The sequence below is a fragment of the Streptomyces sp. NPDC045470 genome, from assembly GCF_040646595.1.
Lineage (GTDB): Bacteria > Actinomycetota > Actinomycetes > Streptomycetales > Streptomycetaceae > Streptomyces.
This window is the reverse complement of record NZ_JBEZAN010000007.1, coordinates 248,172-272,577: the sequence shown is the minus strand read 5'-3', so window position 1 is coordinate 272,577 and position 24,406 is coordinate 248,172. Positions and strand designations below refer to the sequence as shown.

General features: G+C 73.9%; 20 protein-coding genes. 12 read left to right on the top strand and 8 right to left on the bottom strand.

What is annotated here, in order from left to right; genetic code table 11:
* The first annotated feature begins 109 nt into the window (after positions 1-109).
* From AB0A97_RS22110 to AB0A97_RS22085, 6 genes are all read left to right on the top strand, one after another.
* Positions 110-2,008, top strand: a complete 1,899-nt coding sequence (locus tag AB0A97_RS22110; protein WP_361152543.1) for a hypothetical protein — start codon at positions 110-112, stop codon at positions 2,006-2,008.
* Positions 2,005-3,588, top strand: coding sequence for a SagB family peptide dehydrogenase (locus AB0A97_RS22105; RefSeq protein WP_361152541.1), 1,584 nt, complete (start codon positions 2,005-2,007; stop codon positions 3,586-3,588). The genes AB0A97_RS22110 and AB0A97_RS22105 overlap by 4 nt, the downstream gene beginning before the upstream one ends.
* Before the next feature lie 145 nt (positions 3,589-3,733).
* Complete coding sequence (locus AB0A97_RS22100) at positions 3,734-3,916, top strand: hypothetical protein (protein ID WP_125043509.1); 183 nt, start codon at positions 3,734-3,736, stop codon at positions 3,914-3,916.
* A 94-nt stretch (positions 3,917-4,010) separates the two neighbouring features.
* Positions 4,011-5,963 (top strand): TOMM precursor leader peptide-binding protein, encoded by a 1,953-nt coding sequence (locus tag AB0A97_RS22095; RefSeq protein WP_361152721.1) that lies wholly within the window; start codon positions 4,011-4,013, stop codon positions 5,961-5,963.
* Positions 5,964-6,057: 94 nt separating this feature from the next.
* Positions 6,058-8,652, top strand: coding sequence for a lantibiotic dehydratase (locus AB0A97_RS22090; RefSeq protein WP_361152538.1), 2,595 nt, complete (start codon positions 6,058-6,060; stop codon positions 8,650-8,652).
* The gene (locus AB0A97_RS22085; protein WP_361152535.1) at positions 8,639-9,652 is read left to right on the top strand and encodes a lantibiotic dehydratase C-terminal domain-containing protein; all 1,014 of its coding nucleotides are present in this window, start codon (positions 8,639-8,641) and stop codon (positions 9,650-9,652) included. Before AB0A97_RS22090 ends, AB0A97_RS22085 begins: the two co-directional genes overlap by 14 nt.
* A gap of 128 nt (positions 9,653-9,780) precedes the next feature.
* Here the strand turns inward: AB0A97_RS22085 and AB0A97_RS22080 are convergent, their stop codons facing one another.
* Positions 9,781-12,678 carry a LuxR family transcriptional regulator gene (locus AB0A97_RS22080; protein ID WP_361152532.1) on the bottom strand — a complete coding sequence of 966 codons (2,898 nt, stop codon included), beginning with the start codon at positions 12,676-12,678 and terminating at the stop codon, positions 9,781-9,783.
* 303 nt (positions 12,679-12,981) lie between these two features.
* Between AB0A97_RS22080 and AB0A97_RS22075 the strand changes: the two genes are divergently transcribed.
* Together AB0A97_RS22075 and AB0A97_RS22070 are read left to right on the top strand one after the other, a co-directional pair.
* A complete protein-coding gene (locus tag AB0A97_RS22075; RefSeq protein ID WP_361152529.1) occupies positions 12,982-13,761 on the top strand; it encodes an SDR family oxidoreductase in 780 nt (259 codons plus the stop codon).
* 229 nt (positions 13,762-13,990) lie between these two features.
* A complete protein-coding gene (locus AB0A97_RS22070) occupies positions 13,991-14,398 on the top strand; it encodes a DUF779 domain-containing protein (protein ID WP_361152527.1) in 408 nt (135 codons plus the stop codon).
* A 161-nt stretch (positions 14,399-14,559) separates the two neighbouring features.
* Here AB0A97_RS22070 and AB0A97_RS22065 read toward each other — a convergent pair whose 3' ends face one another.
* Complete coding sequence (locus AB0A97_RS22065; protein WP_361152524.1) at positions 14,560-15,507, bottom strand: hypothetical protein; 948 nt, start codon at positions 15,505-15,507, stop codon at positions 14,560-14,562.
* Positions 15,508-16,023: 516 nt separating this feature from the next.
* Here AB0A97_RS22065 and AB0A97_RS22060 point away from each other — a divergent pair.
* Together AB0A97_RS22060 and AB0A97_RS22055 are read left to right on the top strand one after the other, a co-directional pair.
* Positions 16,024-16,554, top strand: a complete 531-nt coding sequence (locus AB0A97_RS22060; protein ID WP_361152522.1) for a methylated-DNA--[protein]-cysteine S-methyltransferase — start codon at positions 16,024-16,026, stop codon at positions 16,552-16,554.
* A gap of 424 nt (positions 16,555-16,978) precedes the next feature.
* Entirely contained in the window at positions 16,979-17,446 is a 468-nt protein-coding gene (locus tag AB0A97_RS22055) for an RICIN domain-containing protein (protein WP_361152520.1), read from the top strand.
* 87 nt (positions 17,447-17,533) lie between these two features.
* Here the strand turns inward: AB0A97_RS22055 and AB0A97_RS22050 are convergent, their stop codons facing one another.
* Positions 17,534-18,643: a Gfo/Idh/MocA family oxidoreductase gene (locus AB0A97_RS22050; RefSeq protein ID WP_361152517.1), complete on the bottom strand. Its 1,110-nt coding sequence runs from the start codon at positions 18,641-18,643 to the stop codon at positions 17,534-17,536.
* A gap of 136 nt (positions 18,644-18,779) precedes the next feature.
* On the opposite strand from AB0A97_RS22050, the gene AB0A97_RS22045 reads away from it, so the two are divergent.
* Positions 18,780-19,127, top strand: a complete 348-nt coding sequence (locus AB0A97_RS22045) for a helix-turn-helix domain-containing protein (RefSeq protein WP_361152515.1) — start codon at positions 18,780-18,782, stop codon at positions 19,125-19,127.
* 43 nt (positions 19,128-19,170) lie between these two features.
* Positions 19,171-20,178: an NADP-dependent oxidoreductase gene (locus AB0A97_RS22040; RefSeq protein ID WP_361152512.1), complete on the top strand. Its 1,008-nt coding sequence runs from the start codon at positions 19,171-19,173 to the stop codon at positions 20,176-20,178.
* Positions 20,179-20,289: 111 nt separating this feature from the next.
* Here AB0A97_RS22040 and AB0A97_RS22035 read toward each other — a convergent pair whose 3' ends face one another.
* The 5 genes from AB0A97_RS22035 to AB0A97_RS22015 form a co-directional block, all read right to left on the bottom strand.
* A complete protein-coding gene (locus AB0A97_RS22035; protein ID WP_361152719.1) occupies positions 20,290-20,565 on the bottom strand; it encodes a DUF5133 domain-containing protein in 276 nt (91 codons plus the stop codon).
* Between the two features lie 65 nt (positions 20,566-20,630).
* Positions 20,631-21,536 (bottom strand): RNA polymerase sigma factor SigF, encoded by a 906-nt coding sequence (locus AB0A97_RS22030; protein WP_361152509.1) that lies wholly within the window; start codon positions 21,534-21,536, stop codon positions 20,631-20,633.
* A gap of 235 nt (positions 21,537-21,771) precedes the next feature.
* Complete coding sequence (locus tag AB0A97_RS22025) at positions 21,772-22,182, bottom strand: DUF3662 domain-containing protein (RefSeq protein WP_361152507.1); 411 nt, start codon at positions 22,180-22,182, stop codon at positions 21,772-21,774.
* Between the two features lie 429 nt (positions 22,183-22,611).
* Entirely contained in the window at positions 22,612-23,445 is an 834-nt protein-coding gene (locus tag AB0A97_RS22020; protein WP_361152504.1) for an ABC transporter permease, read from the bottom strand.
* Entirely contained in the window at positions 23,442-24,398 is a 957-nt protein-coding gene (locus tag AB0A97_RS22015) for an ABC transporter ATP-binding protein (protein WP_361152502.1), read from the bottom strand. The genes AB0A97_RS22020 and AB0A97_RS22015 overlap by 4 nt, the downstream gene beginning before the upstream one ends.
* Positions 24,399-24,406 lie beyond the last annotated feature (8 nt).

The following is a 24,406-nucleotide window of genomic DNA, read 5'->3' as shown; positions in this document are numbered from 1 at the left end:
GCCGGACCGCGGACCGATCACTGTGGTCGGTCTACGGTCCGGCCGTAGAGACGTGTCGCGCGGGCGGTGGTGACACTCGGGGGCGATCCGCCGACCCCGAGGACAGACGATGCGACCGAAACTCAAGCCCGATGTGCTGTACGTGCCCACCGCGGACGGGGTGCACCTGTTCGGCGCCGGCGCCAACCTCGAACTGCGGGGCGGCGCCATCTACCAGTGGGTGGACCGGCTGGCGCCGCACCTGAACGGCACCACCACCCTGGACAACCTGCTGCGCGGCCTGCCGGACGACAAGCGGGCCGTGGTCGCGGCCCTGCTGAAGCGCCTGGAGGACGGCGGCTGCCTGACCGACGCGGAAGCGGACGAGCCGCACGGCCTGACCGACCGCGAGCTGGAGACGTACGCGCCGGAGATCGCCTTCGTGGAGTACCACCGCGGTTCGGCGGCCCGGCGCTTCGAGACGTACCGCAACAGCTCGGTGGTGGTGCTGGGAGCCGGACCCGCGTTCACGGCGCTCATCGCTTCGGCGCTGCACTCGGGTGTCCGGCGGCTGCGCGCCGTGTGCACCCCGGAGTTCCCCACCGACGAGGACCGGCTGACCGAACTGACCGGTGGGTCCGAGCGGCGCGACCCGGACCAGGAGCTGATCCGGACGGTACTGTCCGGAGATTCCGACGCGGAACTCGCGGCGGCGCTGGAGGGCGCCGACGCCGTGCTGCACGTGTCCTCGGCGCCGGTGACGGACCGGGCCGTACGGCTGCACCGGCTGTGCGAGCGGGCCGGTCAGCTCCTGGTCCAGGGGGTCGTGCTGGACGACGTGGCGTGGCTGGGGCCGTCCGGCGCCGCCTGGGCGTCGGCCTGGCAGCGCCTCGCGGCGCCGGAGCCGTCGCGGCCCAGCGCCTTCCTCACCGGGCCGACCGCTGCGGTGGTCGCCGGTCACCTGGGCCTGGCCTGCTTCACCGCGCTGACGGGCGCACGGGACGACGGGCCGCCGACACTGACCCGGATCGACCTGGAGACCCTGCGCACCTCGACGCACCCCTTCCTCCCCCACCCGTCGGCGGTGGAAGCGCCGGAGGAGAGCGCCGAGGAGTTCGGGCAGCGCGTCGAACGGCTCCGCTCGGCCGAGGCGCTGCTCCCGGCGGAGTTCTCCGCACGCGCCGCGGCCTGCTTCGACCGGTACACGGGAGTGCTGCGGGCGCTGGAGGAGGGCGACTTCACGCAGCTTCCGCTGAACGTGACCGAGGCGGTACGGCCCGAGGGGACCGGCGAGCGGGTCTTCGGCTGGGGCACCGGCTTCGCCGAGGCCCGGCAGCGGGCGGCGCTGCGCGGGCTGGCCCGGTACGCGGTGACGGCGCCCGACCCCCGGCGCTTCACCGAGGACGGCTCGGTACGGGGCTGGGACCTCGCCGGCAAGGAGGTCACGACGGTGCCGGCCGGGGACGTGTTCACGCCAGGACCCGGCGTGGCCGCCGCGCTCGACTGGACCGGGGCGGTCACCGCGGCGGTGGCACAGCAGTGTGCGCGGCTCGCGGTGGAGGACGTACGGGCGGGCGCGGCCGAGCCGGTCCGGCTGGACGCGGCAGGCGCCTCGCTGGACGAGGCGGGCCGCCGCCACCTGGACATGCTGCGTCCGGCGGGCGGCGAGGTCACGGCCGCCGACATCGGTACCGCGCTCGGTGTGCCGGTCCTGGCCTGGTGGCAGGGTGTCCGGCCGGTCGGGGTGACCTGCGGCCCCGACGCGGTGACCGACGGCCTCGAACTGGTCCTGCTGGACCGGCAGTCCGAGCTGACCGGCGAGTCCGCGTACGCTCCGCAGCCGGTCCCCGGACTCGGCGCGCCGCCGCGCGGGCCGGGCGGCGCGGCCGTACCGGCGGACGCGGACCTGCCCGCGCTGGTGGAGGCGCTGGCCTCGCGGGGGCGGTCCCCGGTCGTGGTACCGCTCGATCACGACCCGGCCGTGCACGAGGTGCTGCCGAACGTCGTACGGGTGGTGCTCGCCGGATGACCGGGGCCGCCACCGACGAGGCCGGAGCGCTGGGGCTGCGGTTCTGGTACGACACCTTCGAGGGCGTACGGGAGCTGTTCGCCGAGGGCCACGGTTCCGAGGGCGGGCCGGACGATCCGCTGCCGAGCAAGACCTACCGCGGGCTGCCCCGCCACGTGCTGGCCGCCCCGCCCCGGCGCATCGGTGACGCGCGCTGGTCGTTCCCCGGCTTCCGGGGCCGGCACCCCGAAGGCCCGCCGCGCAGGCCCTGGGACGGGAGCACGCTGTCCGCGCTGCTGCACCACACCTACGGTCTCGGCCGGATGGAGCTGGGCCCGCAGGCCGCGTGGCCGTACCACCGGCTGGTGGCGTCGGCGCGCTGCTTCTACCCGGTGGAACTGTACGTGTGGCTGGACGGCGACACCGGGGGCGTACCGGCGGGGTGTTACCACTACGACCCGCTCCACCACGCGCTGACCGCGCTGCGGCCCGGCGGCATCCCGGAGGAGCTGCGGGCGGCGGTGGCCTGCAAGGGCCGTGACACGGTCGCGCTGGTGCTGCTCTCCGCGTACTTCCGCAAGACCGCCTTCCGGTACCGCGACTACGCCTACCGGCTGTGCGCGCAGGAGTCCGGCATGGTCGCCGGCAACGCCCTGCTGGTGGCCGGCGCACTCGGCCTGGACGCCCGGGTCCACCACCGGTTCCTGGACGAGCCGGTGAACCGGGCGCTGGGCCTGGACGGCACGGAGGAGACCGCGTTCGCCGTGCTGGAGATCGGGGCGCGGGGCGGCGGGGCCGCGGCTCCGGCGCAGGACCTGGCGCCCCTCGTGACGGAGCATGTCCGTACCAGCCAGGAGGACGCGGCGCGCTGGTCCCGGCTGACCGCACTGGACGCCGGAAGCCGGCTGACCGGTGCGGCGCGCTTCGAACCGGTCGCCCCGGCCCCTTTCCACCAGCCCGCCGACGGCCCTGCGGAGCCCTTCGCCGACGACGGCCGGCCGCCGGGGAGCGTCGAGTTGGGCGACGCGCTGCGGCGCAGGGACTCGGGCGGGCGGATGTTCCAGCCGGACCGGGCCGCGTTGCCGGAACAGCAGCTCGCGGACCTCCTGCGGTACGCGCTGGACCCGGTGCCCTCCGACCACGGCGGCACGCCGCTGCGGCCGTTGCTGGACTGCCACGTACTGGCCCTCAACACCACGGGCCGGGCCGCAGGACTGTACCGGCTGGACCCGTCCACCGCACTCGTCCCCGTACCCGGACGCGACGGGCGGCCTACGGTGGCCATGCTGTGCGACCGCACCCCCTCGGTGAACACCGCGCGCGCCAACGCGGTCGTCTTCCTCACCGTGGACCGCTACGAGGGCGCCCGCCGGTTCGGGGACCGCGGCTACCGCGTCCTGCACCACGAGGGCGGCATCGTGGCCCAGCGGCTGAGCGTGCTGGCCGCCGCCGAGGGCCTCTCGGCCCGGATCACCAACGGGTACGACGACCGGGTCGTGCGGGAGCTGCTGGGCGGCGGGGACGCGCACGTACCGATCTTCGCGATCGTGCTGGGCCGGCGGCAGGCCACCTCCCAGTACGAACCCCCGCTGGCCTGGTGACCACAGGCACCGTAGGCCGCGGGCGCCCGGCAGACCCTACGGGTCCTCCGTAGAGACCCGGGACCCCCGTGGATCACAGAATCGGCTCGGACAGCGGGCGACCGCCGCCCGCAGTCGTCACCCACAGAGGAAGGAGGGACACGTCATGGACGCGAACCTGGTGCTGGACCTCGATGACCTGAGCGTGGACCAGCTCGACATTCTCCCGACCGCGCCCGGCTCCACCCTGGAGTCGATCAACGTCGGCCACGCCATGGTCGAGATCGGCGCTTCGAACTGCACCTCGAAGGGCTCGCCCGCGAGCTGCTGTTCTTGCTGCTGCTGCTGATCAGGCTGCACGACAGGGCCGTGTCCGGCGCGTTCCGCGCGTCGGGCACGGCCCGGTGCCACTGACGGGACTGGGAAGACGGGACGTGCGAAGGATGCAGGAGGCGATCGTGCCGGAGCGGCCGACCGGACTCGCAGTACGGGGCGAGGGGCTGCTCGCCCAGGCGGTCCGCGCAGCGGTCTCCCGCCGGCACCCGCCGGCCGCCGAGGACAGCGACCGGTGCGCCGGGCTGCTCACCGTGGACGACGGCTGGCAGGACGCCGACCGGACGCGCCGCCCGGACCTGCCGTGGCTGCCCGTCCGGGTGGAGCTGGGCAACGTGGTCATCGGGCCGCTCGAACTGCCGGGGCGTCCTGGATGCGCCCAGTGCGCCCGTACCCGCAGGCAGCGGGCCCTGGGGCAGGACAGCCCGCGCGCCGAACTGCTGCGCCGGCACGGCGATCAGCTCGCCGGACGGCCGTCCCCGCTGCTGTCCGCCTGGGCACGCGACACCGTCGCCGCCTTCGTGGAGGCGGAAGCCACCGCCGTGCTCGACGACCCGGAGCGCGCCGGCACCCGCAACGCGATCACCCTCATCGGTCTGGCCGGTCTCACCGCCGACTCCCACCCCTTCCTGCCCGACCCCTGCTGCCCCCGCTGCGGCAGCCTCCCCGACGACGGGCCGCCGGTCCTGATGGACACACCGCGGCCCAAACTCGACCGGGACACCTACCGCGTACGCAGCCTCGACACCGGCTGGGACGATCTGCTGCGGACCTACGTGGACGGGCACACCGGCATCGTCCAGCAGCTCGACGTACGGACCGACTACGCCTACCCCATGGTCTCCGCACCGCTGCGGCTGCCCGACGGCATCCAGGAAGCGGGTTTCGGCCGCGGCCTGGACTACACCGGCTGCGAACGCACCGCGCTGGCCGAGGCGTTGGAGCGGCTGGGCGGCGCCCGGCCCGGTGGCCGGCGCACGACGGTGCGCGCGGGTTACGAGCAGGTCGCCGACCGCGCTGTCTGCCCCACCGACCTGGGCCTGTACCCGCCGGACCGCTACGCGGACCCGGAGTTCCCCTATCCGGCGTTCACCCCCGACCTGGAGATCAACTGGGTGTGGGGGCACTCCTTCGGCCGCGGCGGCCCCGTGCTGGTGCCCGAGGACTACGCCTACTACCGCACCCGGCACGGGAACGACACGGCCCGCCCGCTGGCGTACGAGGTCTCCAACGGCTGCGCCCTCGGCGGCTGCCTGGAGGAGGCCGCGCTGCACGGCATCCTGGAGCTGGCCGAGCGGGACGCCTTCCTGCTCACCTGGTACGCCCGGCTGCCGGTGCCGCGGGTGGACCTGGACACCGTGGCCGACCCGGCGGTCCGGCTGCTGGTGGAACGCATCCGGCAGGACACCGGACACCGCGTCGCCGCGTTCGCCACCACGCCCGAGCACGGCATCGCCACGTCCTGGGTGATGGCCGTACACCCCGGTGACGGGTCGGAGCCCGCCGCGATCTGTGCCGCCGGCGCCCATGTCGAACCCGAGAAGGCGCTGCTCAACGGTCTGCTGGAGCTGACCGCGAACCTGGGCTGGAACCGCGCCGCCTACCGCGAGGAGCTGCGCCGGATCGAGGGCATGGTCGCCGATCCGCACGAGGTGCGGGAGATGCGCGACCACGCGCTGCTGTACTGCCATCCGGACGCCTACGACCGGTTCGCCTTCCTGCCCGGCGAGGAGACGGCGCGGCCGGTGGCCGAGGCGTTCGCCCGCGCCACCTGCCGGCCGCGCCACGCGGACCTCCGCGACGACCTCGCCGAGGTGGTCGAGCGTTTCACCGCCCGCGGCCTGGACGTGATCGTGGTCGACCAGACCACCGACGAGCACCGCGCCGCCGGCTTCGCCTGCGCGAAGGTGATCATTCCCGGTCTGCTGCCGATGACCTTCGGGCACCGGATGCGCCGTACCCACGGACTGCCCCGACTGTACGACCTGCCGGCCCGGCTCGGGTACCGGGACGGGCCGCTGGAGCCGGCCGACGTCAACCCGCATCCGCACCCGTTCCCGTGACGCCCCGGCCGTCCCCTTCCCCGAACTCCCCGTACGGCCGGGGCCCCTTCTCCGCACGACCAGAACCGACCCGCACGCGAAGGCAGGGACAACGATGAGTGGCTTCCACGTCGCGGACACGTTCGGCGTACGCATCGGTGGTCTGCCGGTGTCGGTGCTGGACGGTCTGCGGTCGGACGAGGTGTGGCGGCGGACCGGCGCGCTGCTCGACGGCGCGCGGGAACTGGCCGAGCGGGGCGCGGAACTCTCCGACGCGCTCTACGCGTTGATCGGACAGGACACCGGCGTCAAACCGGCGCTGGTCGCGCTGCGCCGGGCGGTGCACAACCAGCGGACGCCGGGCGAGCGCTGCTGGAACGACGAGGTGCGCGCCGCCCTGCCCGCCGCGGTGGTGGCGGACGTCGAGCGGTGGGCGGAACTGCTGGCGGCCCACCGGGCCGACACCGCCGCGCTGGACGACCTGCTCCCGCAGGACGCGGCCGACCGCCACGCCGTCCTGCGCGAGGCGGCCGCGCAGCCGGTGTTCCGGCACGGCCTGATCCAGGGCAGCCCGGTCCTCCACGAACAACTGCGCAAGTGGCTGGCGCGTCCCGAAGGCGCCGTGCCGGACCGCAAGCTGGCGCTCCGGCTGGCCAAGTACCTCGCCCGGGTGGCGGCCAAGACCAGCCCGTTCAGCACCTTCACCGTCAGCGGCCTCGGCCGGTGGGACGGGCCGCGCCCGGACGCGGGCGGACCGGCGGTGCGCGACACCGTCGAGATCAACCTGTGGCTCGTCCAGCAGCTCGTACGGCGGCTGCGCGAACACCCGGCCCTGGCGCCCGCCGTCCGGCTGCGGGTCAACCCGAGCGCCCACCCGGCCGACGGCCACTGGGAGTTCCTGGGCCCCGGCGAGGAGGAGCCGCTGCGCACCCTGCCGGTGTCCGCGCCGGTCCAGGCGTGCCTGGATTTCCTCTCCGACGGCGCCCGCCCGCGGCACGAGGTGGCCGCCCACCTGACCGCACGGAGCGGCGCCTCCCCGGAGCAGGCCGAGCGTTATCTCGCGCGGCTCGCCGAAGTCGGTGTGCTGGAGGTCGTGCCCCCGTTCTCCGAGCAGGCGGCGGACCCGCTGGCCGAGCTGCGGGCGTGGGTGGACACCGGCGGCCCGGAGCTGGCCGAGGTGTCGGCGCGGCTCAAGGAGGTGGCCGCGCTGCTGGACGGGTACCCGGAGCTGACCGACCCGGACGCCCGCCAACGGCGCAACCAGGAGATCCACCGGGCGCTGGGCCGGGTCGCCGAACTCGTCGGCCCGGAGCACGTCATCGTGCCGCCCAAGAACTACATCATCGAGAACGCCCTGCTCGTCGGGCCGCCTCCGGCCCAGGACCGGCAGGCGTGGGAACCGGTGCTGCGCGACCTGGACACCGTCCGCCGCTGCTACGCGGCGCTCGACCCGGCGCTGCCCGGACGGGTGGCGCTGGCCCGGCTGTTCTCCACGCGCTTCGGGGCCGGCGCGGGCGTGCCGTTCCTGGCGTTCCACCGTGCCGTCCAGGAAGAGATGCGCACGGACCCGCAGTTGCCCGGCCTGCTGTCCGTCTCGCAGCACGGCTACGCGCCGCTCGCCGACAGCCCGCTGCCCCGGATCAAGGAGCTGCTGCGGATACGCGCCGGGCTCACCGACGCGGCCCTGAACGCGCGGCCGGACGCCGACGGAGTGGTGCACGTCGACCCCGCGCGGCTGGCCGCGCTGGCCGACCGCTGGCCCGCGTGGATGCGGCCGCCCGGTTCGGTCGCGTTCTACGGTCAGCTGACCGGCGGGCCCGAGGACCCGGCCGGGTTCGTGGTGAACGCCGTCAACGCGGGCCACGGGCGGGGCCGCGACCGGATCCGGCGGCTGCTCGGCCAGGCCGGTGTCACCGTGGCGGGCGAACCGTCCGGCCCGCCCGGCGACGTCATCCTGGCGGACACCTGCCGCCACTACGGCAGCAACGTGGGCCTGCGCGACCTGACCATGACCGACGAGATCGACTACCCCGGCGCGGCGAGCCCGCGCCCGGCGGAGCGGCGCATCCCGCTGCGCGACCTGGAGGTGCGCCACGACCCGGTGCTGGACCTCCTCGTGCTGTGGTCGCGCACCCGCGACCGCGAGGTGCGGCCGGTGCACCCCAGCCTGATCGCGGAGTTCTGGCTGCCGCCGGCGATGCGGCTGCTGATCCAGGCGTTCGGCGACACACCGACGCTGCTGATCCCCGGGCGGCGGATGTTCGGCGACATCTCCCCCGCCACGCAGCAGGGTCTGCTGCACGAGCCCAGGATCACGATCGGCACGGTCACGGTCAGCCGCCGCCAGTGGGTGTTCCGCACCGACGAGGCACCGGTACGCGCCAAGGGCGAGGCGGACCGCCCGTACCTGCTGCGGCTGGCCGCCTGGCTGCGCGAACACGGCATCCCCGAGCGCTGCTTCGTGCGCGCGCTGGACCCGTCCATGCTGACCGACGGCAACGTCTGGCAGCTCAAGTCACGCAAACCGCTGTACATCGACTTCGCGAACCTGCTCCTGACCGGACTGTTCGAGCGGATGCTCGCCGAGCGGGGCAACCTGCTGTTCCTTCAGGAAGCCCTGCCCGACCCGTCCGCCGCGCCGCATTACGGCGACGCCGGTGTCCGCGTCACCGAACACCTCGTGGAGGTCGGTCACCATGGCCGTAGCTGACCGTCCCCTGGACCCCGGCACCGCCGACGCGTCCGACTGGGTGTGCGCCCACGTCTTCCAGGACACCGGCCACGACGCCCTGCTCACCGGCTGTCTGCGGCCGCTGGTCAAGGAGCTGTCCGCCGACGGGCTGCTGCACCGGTACTTCTTCCTGCGGTACTGGGAAGGCGGCCCGCACGTACGGCTGCGGTTCCTGCCCACCGGTACGGCGGCCTCGCACGAGGTACGACAGCGGTCCGCCACGGCGATCGGCGCGTACCTGCGGGACCACCCGGCGCCCGGCACGGTGGACCGCACTCGGTACGCCGGGCTGGCCGGCGAACTGGCCGCCCTGGAGGACCTCCCGGACCACGACCGGGAACTGCGGCCCAACAACACGGTCGAGTTCCTGCCGTACCAGCGCGAGCACGCGGTGTACGGGCACGGCCCGGCCATGGCCGCGACCGAGGAACACTTCCAGGAGTCCAGCGAACTGGCCCTGGCGCTGATCGCCGCCGGTACGACCGATCAGCAGCGGGCGCTGATCGCCCTGGACCTGATGCTGGCCGTACTGGCCCTGTGCGACGAACTGCGCGCCCAGTGGGTGGACAGCGGGCAGCCGTTGATCCCCTTCGCCGAGGGCACCGAACCCGCCGCCACCGAAGAGCACTACCTGGCCCGGCGGGAACACCTGCGGGAGCGCGCGCTCCGCGTGTGGCGGCTCGCCCCGGACCCCGCCGGGGCGACCCCGCAGGCGCACTGGCTGCGGTCGCTGCGCAAGCTGCGGGACCGGCTCAGCGGCTGGGAGGACTCCGGCGCGTTCACCTCCGAGTGGGCCCGCTCGCCGCTGAACCAGGGCCCGGACCTGGCCGCGCTGCCGCACCCGGCCACCACGCTGATCCTGCTGCGCTGCGCGCACCTGGCGAACAACCGGCTCGGGCTGACCCTGAGCGAGGAGAACCACCTGCGCTTCCTGGCAGGCCGGATCGTCACCGACCTGCCGTCGCTGCCGGTGCGCTGACCCCCCGGGCCCGCCGCAAGCCGACGGTCCGCCGCCCCTCCGGACCCTCCGGTCGCCATCGGCCCGCCGCACCCTCCCGGCCCGCCGGTCGCCATCGGCCCGCCGCTCCCGTGCGGCGGGCCCGCCCGTCACCTCGACGGGCTGGGCCGCAGCTCCGCGGACCGGGGGACGACGTGCCACCTGGACGGACGGACCGGGGCGTCGGCGCACGGCTGCCCGGGCGGCAGGGCCCGGGAACAGGAGCACGGTTCGGGTCCGGCGTGACGGGTGCGGCCGTCGGCCGGCTGGGCCGCCGGGCGTGCCAGGTCCTCCGGCGGCTCGGCGGACGGCTCCGCCGGGATCGCCCCGGCCAGTCCCTGGCGCCCTGCTATGCCCAGCTTCCGGTACACACCGGACAGATGGAACTCCACCGTACGCATGGTCAGGAACAGCATCTGCGAGATCTGCCGGTTGGTGTGTCCGCTCCGGGCCAGCCCGGCGATCTTCAGTTCCTGCGGGGTCAGCAGCGGATGCGTACGGACCGGCTTGTCGTGGGCCGGTGCGGGCTCCGGCGCCGCGCGCAGCCGCCGGACCAGCGGCGCGGCACCGCACTCACCGGCCAGGGCCAGCGCCGCGGCACACTCGCGGTCCGCCTCGGCCGGCCGTCCGGCGGCACGCAACGCGGCGGCCAGGTCGGCCCTGGCCACGGCGAGTTCCAGGCGGGCGGGCGACGCTTCGAGGTGGCGCACCGCCTCGGTCAGCAGGATCAGCCTGCGCTCCCCCGACCGGGTCATCGCCAGGGCGTGCCGGGCGACGCCGATCGTGCGGGGCGTCCCCCAGCGGCGGGCGGCCTCCAGTTCCTCGCGCGCCAGGGTCTCGGCCCGGTCGGTGGCGCCGTCGGCGGCCAGGGCGAGCGCCGCGCGGGAGCGCCACGGCAGCACCGCCGGGCTGACGGCGCCCCGGCGCACCAACTGCCGCCCGGCGGCCAGCAGGTCCCCGGCCGCGCGGCCCGGCTCCCCGCGCAGCCGCCACAGGGCCGCCCGGGCGGCGAGCAGGTACGGGCCCTCGTAGCGGCCGCGCAGGTCGTCGTCCGGGCCGTGGTCGGCGAGGCCGTGCGCGGCCAGCAGCGCGGCGGCCTCGTCCTGGTCGCCCGAGTGCGCCAGCGCCTCCACCAGGCCGGCCACCGCGAAGCCGGTGACGGTCGGCAGCGCTGCGCTGCCGGGGCCGATCTCCTCGACCACCGGCCGCAGGATCGCCACCGCACCCGGCAGGTCCCCGGCGACCCGGCAGATCCGGGCGCGGAAGATGTCCGCCGCCAGCCCGGCCCGCCGGCCCGACATGGCGCGGCTGAGCCTGCCGGTGCGCCAGCAGTGGGCCCGCGCCTCGACGAGTTCGTCGGCGCGGATCAGGGTCGCGCAGCTCTGCCAGAGGCGCCCGAGGTCGCCGCCCTCCGCGCCGGCCAGCGCCTCGCGCGCCGGCGCGAGGGCCGCTTCCCGGTCCGCTCCCCGGTCGGCGGCGATCGCGGCCCGCAGGTTGGCCAGTTCCCTGCTCCGTCCGCCCTCGGCCGGCCCCGGTGCGCCGGTGTCCGCGTCCGCCAGCCGCCGGGCCTCGGCCGAGGGGCCGGCCGCGTCGAGCAGGGAGACGGTCGCCTTCCGGAGGGTGAGTCTGCGCACCGCCGCCGGGTGGCCGGCGCCGATCCGTTCGGCCGTCTCGTCCAGTACGGAGGCGGCGTCCGCCGGCCTGGCCCGGTCGATGAGCATGCCGGCCACGTCCAGGGCCAGTTCGGCGCAAGCCTCGGGGTCCTCGGACTCGCGCAGCAGGGTGTCCAGTTCGCTCAGTGCGTGGTCCGGGTCGACGAAGGTCTCGGCCTCGGCCAGTTCACGCCGGACGGCCGAGCGGACGTCCGCGGGCAGCCGGTCCCGCAGCACACACCGCAGATAGCGGCTCGCCTCCTCGGCCCGCCCCTCGTGCAGCAGTTTGCGTGCCGCGGTACGCAGCGGCTCGACCGCCCAGTCCAGCCCGGTCGGGCCCGCCGCGGCGAGCTGCTGGGCGACCCGTTCCGCGCCCCACTGCTCGTCCCGCATGAACCGGGCCACCTTCAGGTGCGCGGCGATCCGGGAGCCGACGGGCATCCCGGCGAGCACCACGGTGCCCAGCAGCGGGTGCCGGAACGCCGGCGGCACCCGGTTGGCGAGCACCTGCCGGGCCACGAGGGCGTCGATGGCGTGCAGGGCGTCCGGCACCGGCAGCTCGGCCAGCGCGGCGGCGTGGGCGACCTCCGCGCTGTCGCCCAGAACCGCGACAGCCCTGGCCATGGCCAGGGCTGGTCGGGGCAGGTCGTCGAGCCACCGCCGGGTACATCGCAGCGCTTCCGGTCCGGCCGCGCCGCGCAGCTCCCGCGCCGTGACGGCCGTGCCGGGGCGGCCGGCCAGGTGGGCGAGCAGCAGACCGGGGTTGCCGCCGGTCAGTTCGTGGCACACGGCGGCGGCCGCGGCGTCGAGGGTGAGGCCGCAGTGCCGCGCGGCGAAATCGGCGATCCCGGCCTCGGGCAGGCCGGTCAGCTCCAGGTGCTCGGCGCGGCCGAGGAGTTCGGCCGCGCCGGCGGTCCGGCCGGTTGCCGGTTCGTCGCCGACCGCTGCGACGATCAGCAGCGGTACGGGCCGGTCGAGCGAGGCCAGGGCCGTCAGCCACCGTGCCGACGACGCGTCCACGTCCATGAGGTCGTCGACGCACAGCGCGAGGGGCGTGCGGGCCATGACCTCCCGGCCGCGGGCGACGTAGCCGTCCAGGGTGTCCGTCCCGTCGTCCGGGCGGCCGAGGGCCTGACGGGCCGTGGCGAACAGGGCGTCCCGCACGGCCGGTCCCCCGGCGGCGGTCCCCACCCGGAAGCCCGCGTCCGCGGCGCGGGCCGCAGCCGCCTCCAGCAGCGCGCTCTTGCCGACGCCCCGCTCCCCCCGCACCGCGACGATCACCGGTACGCCGCCGCCTGCCCGCCCGATCAACCCGTCCAGCCGGGCCAGCTCCGCTTCACGACCGGTTAACGGCATCGACAGCCCTCCCCATAGACATGAATATGTCGGGACGTCCTTACACCCGACAGGTTCTTCCATCTTTCATCCTGATACGTGCCGTGCCCGGGCTGCGGTCGTCAACCGGGCCAAGAACGGCTGGTTCGCTATCCCCGGCGGCCGATTCCGCACTGCCGAGGGCGCGGTTCCACGACGTCGGACCGCCGGTCCGGCCCCGGCTCCCGGGCGTGTCCGGGCCGTCGCCGTCCCGCCGTGCCCGAGGCGGGTCCGTACCGCCGCCCCGGCGGCCCCCGGCGCCCGGTCCCCGTCTAAGGTGCGGCAATGACTTCGCACACCTATCTCGCCGAACTGTTCTCGCTGGACGGGACGGTCGCCGTGGTGACCGGCGGCAGTTCCGGGATCGGGCGTTCCATCAGTGGGGCGCTCGCCCGCTCCGGCGCGAGCGTCGTGGCCGTGGCGCGCAAGGAGGCGGAACTCCGGGCCACGGTCGACGAGCTGACGGCCGACGGCTGCCGGGCGGCGTGGGTGAGCGCCGACCTCGGTACGCGAGCGGGCGTGCGCGAAGCCGCCGACCGGGCGGCCGGCGTGTTCGGCGAACCGGACATCCTCGTCAACTGCGCCGGGGTCAACCTGCGGCCGCCGATGGGCGAACTGGACGACGAGGTGTGGGACACCACGATGGCGGTGAACCTGGAGGCGCCCTACCTCCTGGGGCAGCGCTTCGGCCCCGGCATGGCCGAGCGGGGCTTCGGCAGGATCATCCACATCACGTCCCAGCAGGCGCACCGGGCGTTCGTCCAGAGCGGCGCGTACGGCGTGTCCAAGGGGGCGCTGGAGTCGCTGGCCCGCTCCCAGGCCGAGGCATGGTCACCGTACGGCGTCACGTGCAACACGCTCGTGCCGGGCTTCGTCATGACGCCGCTCAACGCCCGGCTGTCGTCCGACCCGGAGACGGTGGCGGCGTTGGCCGCCCGCACCATGACCGGACGCAACGGCCTCGCCGAGGACTTCGCGGGCGCCGCGGTCTTCCTGGCGAGCCGCGCCTCGGCGTACGTCACCGGGCAGTCGCTCTTCGTGGACGGCGGCCTGTCGGTCCACTGAACAGGCGCGGTACGGGCGGCCCGGCAGCGGTGCTCCGTCGCTTGCCGCTCCTGCCGGGCGGCCGGCCACCCCCTGACTACACTGCTCGCAGCGCCGGCCCGGCAGCACCGGCCGGCCGTCTCCGCGGCATCCACCCGGAGTTGCACCGCACCTGGTCCGGACGAACGGCGAAGGAGGGGCACATGAACCGCTACGGGCCCGAGAGGCCGGGGCCGTCCCGGAGGACGCCATGAGCGCCGGGGCCGAGCACGGTACCGGACACCGTACCGAGCGCATCGCCCTGACCCCGGCGGCCGGAGAACTGCTCCGGCGGCTCCGGGAGGCGCACGGGCCGCTGATGTTCCACCAGTCCGGCGGGTGCTGCGACGGCAGCTCCCCGATGTGTTACCCGGCGGGCGAATTCCGTACCGGCGCGGCGGACGTGCTGCTGGGGCGGCTGCCCGTGCCCGGCGTCGCCGAGACCGTGGACTTCTGGATGGCGGCGGACCAGTTCGCCCGCTGGCGGCACACCCATCTGACGGTGGACGTCGTACCGGGACGCGGCGGGGGCTTCTCGCTCGAAGCTCCCGAAGGGGTGCGCTTCCTGATCCGCTCGCGGCTGTTCAGCGAGGAGGAGCGGGCGCGGCTCGGCGACTGAGCACCGGCCGGGCCCCGGCCACGGAACTGGTGAGGCCCCGCGCACGGGGGATGACGCGGGGCCTCATCCCGTTGAACGACCGGACCGGGGAGGGGGTTCCCCGTCGAGGCGGACTTTACGAAAAGTTTTCGTCTCCCGGCACAGCCGCCCGTCCGCCGCGCTCACGCCTCGTCCTGCACCAGCCGCTCCAGCATGTCCTGGAATTCGAGGTCCACGACCACCCGCAGCCCGTCCCCGTCCGACTCGCTCAGCCGCGTCATCGCACCGTGCCGCCACCAGAACACATGGGGGCTGATCGCCCCGGCCGCGTCCTCGTGGCCCGCCGCGGCGAACTGCGCCATGGCCTGGAGCGCCGGGACGACCTGCGCGTCGTGGATGGGGTGGAAGGCCAGTTGGTGGCGGAACGGCATCGCGACCAGCGCGCCGTCCCCCGTCAGCGGCGTCCCCATGATCCGCTCGACCAGGTCGTCCAGGACCAGCACCCGGCTGGCGGTGAAGAACGAGTCGCCCAGCACCACTTCGAAGGACGAGCCGTCCCCGCGCCGTACCGTCTCGTGCCCTTCCACCGGCAGCGCCCGCAGATTGTTCAGCGCCCGGATGCGCAGCTCGGCCACCTCACCGAGGTCGGCCAGGGAGTCCTCGCCGAGCATCTGCACCGCCTCGGGCAGGTCCAGGGCGAGCACCTCGCGCAGCCCGGGGGCCGGCGCCCGCCCGTACCGGAAGGACTCGGCGGGCGGCAGTGTCTCCTCGGCGACGACCCGCGGGAACAGCCGGGCCCGGATCTCGTCCTCCGGCAGGGTCTCCATCGGCTGCGGGCCGTCCATGGTGCGCAGCACCTTGCCCACGTGGTCGCGAATCATCGCGGGCCACACCCGTTCGCCGCGCCGGTCGCGGTGGCACACCGCGGCGAGGTTGCCCAGGCCGAACTGCCGCCCGCCGGAGTCGGCGACGACCCCCGCGTACACCGTGACCTCCAGGCCGCGCTCGGCGAACGCCTGCCGGACCTGCGAGCGGAAGACGCCGCCCTCCCGCTCCGAGAAGAACGCGAACTCCCCGTCGCGCGGGGCTTCGCGCGGGTCCCGCTTCGGTCCACGGCGGAACAAGCCCATCTCTTCCTCCCGGCGACGGCCACGATGCCGCCGATCGTAACGGGTGGGCCGGAGCCCCTCGACCGGTCCCCGGCCCGGCCGCGCCCCGGCTCCCCCGCCTCACCGCCGCACGGCCCGCCGGGGTCCTGCATGGTCATCATGCCCAGGAAGCGGGCCGGTCATGGCGCCCGCGAGCAGCGGAAACGGAGGCCGGGCCGGGGACCCGGGCAGGCGCCACCCGAGCCGCGGGGACGGACAGGTGACCGCGGGCCGCGGGCGCGGGCGGCCACCGCCCAGGGCGCGATACGCTGCGGGGCCGCCCGGCGGGTGGCCGGTTCCGGCAGCGCCCGCGCGGCCGCCGTGGACCGGACGCGCCGTCCACAGGCGGTACGCCGACAGCCTCCGCCCCCGCCCCACCGGCGGGAACGCGACGTCCGGATACCGCCAGCCGTCATGTGACCGCGGCGGCACAGTGGGTGTGACGGACGAGCCGGTGAACGGCTCAAGAGCACGGAGAACAGAGAAAGGGGCCGGACGATGACGGCCACGACGGTCCACACGACACTCGGCAGCCCGCTGGGCGACCTGCTGCTGGTGGGTGAGCCGTCCGCCACCGCGCCGGGCGGCACCGCGCTGGCCTCGCTGTCCGTACCGGACCAGAAGGGCGGCGCCACGGTCGACGGGGCGTGGACCCACGACCCCGCGGCCTTCACCGAGATCGCCGCGCAGCTCACCGCGTACTTCGAAGGGGCCCGTACCCGCTTCGGCATCGCGTACGTGTCCGGCGGCACCCCCTTCCAGCAGCGCGTCTGGCAGGCGCTGGAGGACATTCCGTACGGCGAGACGTGCACCTACGGCGACATCGCCGCCCGCATCGGCGCCCCGCGCGCGGCGGTACGCGCGGTCGGTACCGCCATCGGCCGGAACCCGCTGCTGATCGTCCGCCCCTGCCACCGGGTCATCGGCGCCGACGGCACACTCACCGGTTACGCGGGCGGCCTGCGCCGCAAGGAACAACTGCTGCGCCTCGAAGGCGCGGCGTGCGTGCCGGGCGCCCTCCCGGCCTGACCGGCTCCGCACCCGCGCGGGCATGGGGAACGGCGCCAAGTCCCCTGTCCCGGCGCCGTTCCACCCGCCGCTCCTCCCTTCCCCCCACCACCCGCTCATCGCGGGCCGGGAGGAGCGGCCGGGCAGCGGCTGGACCCGAGTCGGACGATCCCCCGCACCACCCGACCCAGGCAGCCTCGGCCGGAGCCCGCCCACGACGGGAACGGGCCTCCGAAGCCATGCCGAGTATATTGGCTCGGAGCCAGTCAACGCAGCGGCTGCACCATGACCATTTTCGAGCGGCCCTCCCGGCACCCCCGATGATCATGGTTCGGCCGTCTCCCGTACGGCCTTCCGGCGCGGGAACCCCGTCCACCCCACCCGTATTCGTACACTTGAGCGACATGGCGGCGACCGGGCCGCGACAGCGGAAAAAGGGGCGGACGTGAGTGGTGCCGAGGGTCTTGCGGCGGTCGGCGAGGGGGCGTATGCGCTCCGCAATGTGGGCAGCGGCCTGCTGCTGGAGGTCGAGGACGGCCGCAAGGGCAGCGGGGCGAACGTGCGACAGGGCACGGAGGACGGTTCACCGGCCCAGCTCTGGCGGGTCACCGAGGTCCACCCCGGCAGCGGACTGCGCCATCTGACCAACGTGGGCAGCGGCAAGCGCCTGGACGTCACCGGTGCCTCCACCGAGAACGGCGCCAACGTCCAGCAGTGGAAGGCCAACAACTACGGCGCGCAGGAGTGGCTGCTGGAGCAGGACGTGGCCGTGCCCGGCACGTTCACGCTGACCAACTACGCCAGCGGGCTGCTGCTGGAGGTCGCCGACGACAGCACGGAGCCGGGGGCCAACGTCCAGCAGTGGGAGGACCGGGACCGCCCGGGCCAGTGGTGGAAGCTGGAGAGCCGCTGACACACAGCGGCCCGCGGCCCGGACGCCCGGAGTCCGGATCTGCCGCCACCGCCCGGGCGCCGGACCTCCGGCGGGTCTGCCGCGCCGTCAGAATCCGGCGGCGCGCTCGATGCGGTCGAGCAGGCGGTGGCGGCGTACGGCGTGGGCGAAGTCCGGGGCGTGGTGGGTGCCGTCCGTGAGGTCGCGGTGGATCTGCTCGTAGGCGTGGGCCACGGTGTACGCGACTTCCGTGGTGCGGCCGGCGAGCGCGGGGAGCGCCGCGCCGTACGAGCCGGGGACCGGCAGTTCCGCCGGCTGCGCCCCCTCTCCCCGCGCGCCGTACACGGTGACCTGGCCGAACTGCAGATGCCCCGAGTCCCCGGTGACCAGCAGGTCGCCGGCGGTCCCGTTGATCTCCCAGTGGAAGTTGGTGGCGCGGGACAGGCCGCCGCGGAAGTGGAGCGAGGCCACCGCGCCGCCTTCGAGCACGCCGCTGACGGCGATCTGGTCCGGCACGTCCATCCGCGCCGGTTCGCCGGTCACCTCGTCGTGCACCTTCGGGCGGCGGGTCGCCATGGCGGCGCCGAGGTCGGTGAACTCGCCGAGTGCCATGGTCACGGCGTCGACGGTGTGCCCGAAGGGGATGGTGAGCAGGGAGCCGCCGTTGCGGCGGTCGAGGAGGTAGGCGCCGTCCGGTTCGAACCGCGGCCCCCAGCGGCGGCCCGAGGCGATGACACTGGTGGAGAGCACTTCCCCCACGTATCCGTCGGCGATCAGATCCCGTACGTACCGGACGGGCGGCGCGGAGCGGGCCTGGAGTCCGACGAAGGTGCGGACGCCCCGGGCCTCGGCGACGGCGGCCAGTTCCTCGGTCTCCGCGAGGCCGTTGCCGAGCGGCCACTCGCTGAGCACCGCTTTACCGGCTTCGAGGGCGGCCCGTACCAGTTCGCGGTGGTGCGGGATCTTCACGGCGACGACCACGAGGCCGACCTCGTCGCGCCGCACGAGTTCCCGGGCGCTGCCGAAGGCGAGCGGAACGCCGTACTTCTCCCCCGCCGCGCGAGCGGACTCCGGGGTGGTCGCGGAGAGGGCGCGCAGCTCGAATCCCGGTACGGCGGCGAGTGCGGGCAGGTGGGCGCGGGCGGCCCAGCCGCCGGAGGCGCTGAGGCCGATGACGCCGACGCCGATCGGGGCGGCGGAGGGAGGGTGCGCGGGCATGGCGGTTTCCTTTCACCGGTCACGCGGTGGGGTGCTCGGTACCGAGCGACACTCACGACCGTAACCCATGTTCACGCTTAAGTGAACATGCATCCCGGGGCGGTCACGGACGGGACCGGTGGGGGATACTGAGGCCATGGCCAGCCGTACGTCCTCCCCCCTGCTCCACCCCGACGAGCAGGACTTCGACCTGTTCGCCGTCATGAGCGCGCTCACCGACCCGGTCCGGCTGAGCATCGTCCTGCGGCTCGCCACCGAGTCGGCGGTGCCCTGCGGCACCTTCGACCTGCCCATCGCCAAGTCCGCGCTCAGCCGGCACCTGCGGGTGCTGCGCGAGGCGGGCGTCATCAGCCAGCGGGACGAAGGCACCCGCCGGGTCAACTCGTTGCGCGCGCAGGAACTGGACCGCCGCTTCCCGGGCCTGCTCACTCTCGTACTGAAGGAAGGCGCCGAGCGGGGCGCGCCGCAGCCGGCGGCCGGCTGAGACAGACATCCGCCACGCGCACGGCTCACGAGGGGAACGGCACATGCCGACCACGGCGCAGGAATGGCAGCTGGCCGCACGGCCCGTGGGACGCCCCGTGCCCGGCGACTTCAGGCTGGTGGAGCGAGAGTTGCCACCGCTCGCCGAGGGGGAGGTCCTGGTGCGCAACCGGTTCCTCTCGGTGGACCCGTACATGCGGGCCCTGATGGGCACCGAACACTCCGGTTCCCTGGCCTACCGGCCGGGCCGGCCGATGAGCGGCGGCGCCGTCGGCGAGGTGGTGGAGTCACGGTCGGCCCGCCTCGCCCCGGGGGACCTGGTCCTCAGCGATCTCGGGTGGCGCACGGCGGCCGTCGCGCCGGCCGCGCGTTTCACGAAACGGGAGCGGATCGCGGACGTACCGGACTCCGCGTATCTCGGGGTGCTCGGGATGCCGGGGCTCAGCGCGTACGTCGGCCTCACCGAGATCGCCGGTCTGCGGGCGGGCGACACCGTGTTCGTCTCCGGCGCGGCCGGCGCGGTCGGCAGCCTGGCCGGCCAGATCGCCCGGCTGCGCGGCGCCGCGGCGGTGTACGGCAGCGCCGGATCACCGGAGAAGGTGACCTACCTGACGGACACCCTCGGCTTCACCGCCGCCTTCGACTACAAGGACGGCGATGTACGCGGCCAGCTCGCACGGATCGCGCCGCACGGCATCGACGTCTGCTTCGACAACGTCGGGGGCGAGCATTTGGAGGCCGCCATCGACCTGCTCAAGCGCGACGGCCGGGCAGCGCTGTGCGGAGCCATATCCGAGTACAACGGCACCACGGCGCCACCGGGCCCCCGCAACATGACCGAACTGGTCAAGAAGCGCCTCACCCTGCGCGGCTTCGAGGTCGGCGACCACTCCGCCCTGCGCCCGCGGTTCGAACGCGAGGCGGCACGGTGGCTGGCCGACGGGCAGCTCCTCTTCCGGGAGACGGTCGAGGACGGGATCGACCGGGCGGTGGACGCCTTCCTCGGGATGATGGACGGCCGTAACGTCGGGAAGATGCTGGTACGGCTCTGAGAACGCCACCGGCAGAACGGCGGTCCGGCTCCGAGCAGGACCCGCGCGCCATGCACGAGCCCCCTCCCCGCGTACGGCAGGAAGGGGGCCGGGGCGCTCACGCCGCCGCACTCAAGCGGTGAGCTGCACGTCGGGACCGGGTGCTGCCGGGGCCGTGTCCTCGATCCGGTGCGAGGCGTCCGTCACGCGGGGCGCGGCAGCGAGCTGCCGGTGTGCGACGGCGAGGGCGTCCTCGGTGCTCCGGGTTCCCGTCGAGACGCACAGGGTGTACGAGACGTCCTCCAGCCGCTGTCGCGACGCGGGCGTGCCCTGCTCCGCGTGGAGAATCCGCAGCGTCTCGTACTGCTCGACAAGATCCCGCAGAATCGCGGGGTGGGCCGTCAACACGGTCTTTCCCTCCATGGCCGTAGGGTTTTTCACGGAGTTTCACATCGAGGTGCCGGGCGGACGCGTCAGGCTTCGACGCACAAGCCCGTGCGGAGCTTGCCGAGGGTGCGGGCCAGGAGCCGGGACACATGCATCTGGGAGATGCCGAGCGCCTCGCCTATCTTGGACTGCGTCATCTCCTGGCCGAACCGCATCTCGATGATCTGGCGTTCCCGGTCGTCCAGTTCCTGGATCAGCGGGGCGAGGGCGTGCAGGTTCTCGACGGTCTCGATGGCGGGGTCGGTCTCGCCCATGGTGTCGGCCACCGTACGGGCCTTGCCGCTCGCCGGGCCGTCGTCGGACTGCTCGTTGGGCGAGTCCAGGGAGCCGGCGGCGTAGCCGTTGGCGGCGACGAGGCCGTCCAGGACCTCTTCCTCGGTGATCTTCAGATGGGTGGCCAGGTCCTTGACCGTGGGGTCGCGGTCGAGGGCTCCGGCCAGCTGCTCCTTGGCCTTGGCTATCTCCACCCGCAGCTCCTGGAGCCGGCGCGGGACGTGCACCGCCCAGCTGGTGTCGCGGAAGAAGCGCTTGATCTCGCCGACGATGTACGGCACCGCGAAGGAGGTGAACTCCACCTCGCGCGACAGGTCGAACCGGTCGATCGCCTTGATCAGGCCGATCGTGCCGACCTGGATGATGTCTTCCATCTCACCGCTGCCGCGGTTGCGGAACCTGCTGGCGGCGAACCGCACCAGGGACAGGTTCATCTCGATGAGCGTGTTGCGCGCGTACTGGTACTCGTGTGTGCCCTCTTCAAGGTGGCAGAGCTGCTCGAAGAACAGCTTGGAGAGCTCACGCGCATCCTTGGGAGCGACCTTCCCCGCGTCCTCGACCCACGGCAGTCCCTCGGCAACGCCCCGTGACTCGCTCGCCGGCTGGTCCGTACCGGCCGTCTTTCCGAGTTCCACAGTCTGCACTGCTGCCGTTGTCATGACTCGCCCTTTCCTGCGTCGACGACGATGTGAGGGAGCGGGTTCCCAGATCCACACCACTCATTCCTCACAGATCAAAAACAGTCGGCGCAGGTCGGGCCATCAGTGGCGCAATACAGACCAACAGAGGTGACGAAAAGGTACATTGGACGTGAATGGCGCAACTCGGGCAAGAGGGCCGTGCGGTGGCTCTCAGGGGGGCGTGCCTCAGGCAGCATGCCCCGTGGGGTGCGTCTCACGAGGGCGCTGTCGTGCGGGGCGCCTCCGGGGGCGTTTCGCTGAACGCGTCCGCCGGTATGTTGGACATGGCCTGACTGGTGATGCGGTAGCGCCCGTCGAGGGGTTCCTCGGCGCCGGTCACGTGGACGGTGAGCGGACCGGCCCACTCGTAGTCGTGCTCGGCGGCGTGCCGGGCCAGGACATCGGTCAGTTCCTGGCCGATCTGCCCGTCACGCTCGCCGAGCTGCTCGTGGACGGCGGGGGTCAGTTCCACCTTGTAGGCGTTGGGGACGAGGACGCGGCGCCTGCCGCACACCACGGCGTGGCGGTCGCATTCGCGCCGCAGGTCGTCGCAGAGCTCGACCGGATCGTTGCCGAGCACCTTGTCGACCAGCGCGCTCTCCCAGTGCTCCACCGTCTTCTCCATGCGCGTGAGCATTCCCATGCCCCGCCGGGTGCCCGGTTCGCGATGTCCCATGCGGCGCGGCGGGCATCGGCGGCGGAGCGGCGGGGTCGCGGACGGCGACGGCGCGCCGGGGGTGCGTTCTCCTTATCGGTTACGGGGGTTGTGTCTCCGGTACCGGTTACGGGTGCCGGATCTCCGGCGGGACCGGCGGCGCGGGAGCGGTGGGAGCCGCCGGGGCGTCGAACGGCGGGGGTTCCTCCGCCGCCGACTGCGGGCGGGCCGGCCGTGGTACGGCCGGAGCCGGGGGCGGAGCGGGCGCGACGGGCTCGGGTACGGGCGGGCGGGGCGGAGCCGGAATCCGGGCCCCGGGTTCCGCGTTCTCGGACGAGGTGGACATGGTGCTTCCCTTCTGGGAGTTCGGCTGGGCCGGGAACGGCAGAAGACGGCAGGTCATCGCAGGACACGGCGGGCGAACGAGCGCATGGCGAGCCACCCGAACCCCACCGCGCCCACCAGGAGGGCCGTCAGGAAGGCCCAGGCGGGCATGGAGTCGATCTGCGGCGTGAGGACGGCGCGCAGGCCCTCGTTCATGTAGACCATCGGGTTCAGGAGTACGGCGTACTGCAGCCAGGGCGTGCTCTCCAACGCCGTCCAGGGGAAGTACACGCAGCCGAGCATCATCGCGGGGAACATCACCAGGGTGAACAGGACCTGGATCTGGCGCGGATCGATGCGAGTGGCCAGGTACATGCCGATCGACGCGGCCAGCACCGCGCCCGCCAGCAGGACGAGGACCAGCATCGGCCAGTCGGCGACCGCCACGGCGGGTCCGTGGCCCTGGGCGTGCACCAGCAGGACGACGGGGAAGACCAGCAGGCCGGCGACGAGTCCCTCGACCACGGCGGAGAGGATCTTCTGCAGGCCGAGCACCCGGACGGACACCGGGGCGAGCGCCCGGTCCTCGATGGCGCCGGGCCCGGACAACTCCATGACCAGCGGGAACGTCACGGCCGCCATCGCCTGGAGGACCATGGAGGAGCCCACCAGCCCCGGCACCATGACCGTCGAGAACGCCTCTCCCCCGGGCCCGGCACCGCCGCCCCCGACCTTCGGCAGCACGTACGCGAAGACGAAGACGAACAGCAGCGGCTGGATGACGATACGGACGGCGCTCATCACGAAGGTGCGCCGCAGCACTCTGGCGTCGCGCGCCATCATGGCCGCGAAGGTGTGCAGTGCGCGGCTGCCGGCGGCCGGTGCCCGGGTGGGCACGGTGGTGGTCATTCGCGGAACTCCCGTCCGGTGAGGGTCAAGAACACGGTTTCCAGGCTGGGGGCGGTCTGGGACGCGTCGACGACGGTGAGTCCGGCCTTGGCGGCCAGCGCCACCAGGTCACTGAGCACCCCGTCGGGGTCTTCGGCGAAGACCCGTACCTGTCCCTCCGTGGCCTCCACCCGGTCGGCCCGCGCCAGCGCGCGCACCGCGGCGAGGTCGAAGTCGCCGCCCTCGTGGACGACGGTGACCACGGTCTCCGCACCGACCGACGCGCGCAGGGCCTGGACGCTGTCGCAGGCCAGGACCCGGCCGTGGTCGATCACGGCGAGCCGGTCGCACAGCGTCTCGGCTTCCTCCATGTGGTGCGTGGTGAGCAGGATCGTCTGCCCTTCGGCCTGCAGTCCGCGCAGGACGTCCCAGAGGTGGAGGCGGGACTGCGGGTCGAGGCCGGCCGTCGGTTCGTCGAGGAAGAGCACGTCCGGACGGTGCACGAGGGCCCGCGCGATCATGACGCGTTTGAGCTGGCCGCCGGAGAGTTCGAAGACCCGGGCCCGGGCGCGGTCGGTCAGCCCGAAGAGGTCGAGCAGGGCCCGCGCCCTGGCCCGGGCGTCCCGGCGGCCGAGGCCGAAGTACCGGCCGCGGAACTCCAGGTTCTCGGCCACGGTCAGTTCCATGTCGAGCGTGTTGTCCTGCGCCACCACGCCGATGCGCCGCTTGACCGCCACCGCGTCGGCGGCCACGTCCAGGCCGCAGACCTCCGCGCGGCCCGCCGTGGGCCGGACCATGGTCGTCAGCATGCCGATGGTGGTGGACTTGCCGGCGCCGTTGGGTCCGAGCAGTCCGAAGAACTCCCCCTCCGCCACGCTCAGCCCGAGACCGCGGACGGCCTCCGTCTCGCCGCCGCCCGGTCCTGGGTAGCTCTTGCGCAGACCGTCGGCGTGGATCGCCGGATTGCCGGTCATCGGGGCAC